The sequence below is a fragment of the Maribacter algarum (ex Zhang et al. 2020) genome (genome assembly GCF_005885635.1).
In the GTDB taxonomy this organism is placed as follows: domain Bacteria; phylum Bacteroidota; class Bacteroidia; order Flavobacteriales; family Flavobacteriaceae; genus Maribacter_C; species Maribacter_C algarum.
Map to the genome: position 1 here is coordinate 1 of NZ_VATY01000017.1, position 748 is coordinate 748.

The window sequence follows — 748 nt, forward strand, 5'->3', positions numbered from 1 at the left end:
AACGGTTCGGCTATGATTAGTTGCGGAAATGTCCGTAGGATATTTCCAGCGTACTAGCTAAGTTAATGATAATTGCGAAAGATTTTCCGTGAGGAAAATCCATAGCAATTAATTCATAGGCTTTGTTGGCAACAGTATTTTTGCGTTCAGTTTAGAGTATATTTTTCAAATCCTGTTTTCCTACAATCGCCATGATGTCCACCTTATCATTATTGATTTTGAAGTAAATACTGTCCGAACCACAGACACATCTCCGATACCCTTTTTTTATGTATTCAACAGATTCAAATGAGTAAGGACTTTTAGCTATAATGTCAAAATATTCGAAAAATGTTTCGAAATATATGTCTGCTTGTTGCACTCCAAATTTTTTGATTCCATAACGATGAATGCGTACTAGGTCATCTTTTGCATCATTACTTAATCTATACTTAGTCATTAAGTTTAGACTTGGATTGTGCTAAGATTTGTTCCTTGCTATCATTGGTAAATCCGCTGTTTTCAGACTTTTCCAATTTAGCTCTAATCCAGTCAATTTCGATTTGTTGGTTTCTAGCCTGACGAATTAAGTCATTAACAAGTTCGCTTTTACTTGAATATTCTTGATTATCAACTTGCGTTTTTAACCATTCATCATTTGGTCGGGTAAACGATATGCTCTGTCTAGCCATAATAATAACATTTTGGTTCTAATTTACACCAAAAACGCATCATTTGCAAATATTTTCGATATTGTTGCCAACGGTTG

Annotated in this window: 2 protein-coding genes; both read right to left on the reverse strand. The window is 34.1% G+C overall.

Features of this window, described 5'->3' with window-relative positions; all coding sequences use genetic code 11:
• Nucleotides 1-151: 151 nt before the first annotated feature.
• Nucleotides 152-439: a type II toxin-antitoxin system RelE/ParE family toxin gene (locus FEE95_RS22025; protein ID WP_138660196.1), complete on the reverse strand. Its 288-nt coding sequence runs from the start codon at nt 437-439 to the stop codon at nt 152-154.
• Nucleotides 432-671 carry a ribbon-helix-helix domain-containing protein gene (locus tag FEE95_RS22030; RefSeq protein WP_138660197.1) on the reverse strand — a complete coding sequence of 80 codons (240 nt, stop codon included), beginning with the start codon at nt 669-671 and terminating at the stop codon, nt 432-434. The genes FEE95_RS22025 and FEE95_RS22030 overlap by 8 nt, the downstream gene beginning before the upstream one ends.
• Nucleotides 672-748: the final 77 nt, after the last annotated feature.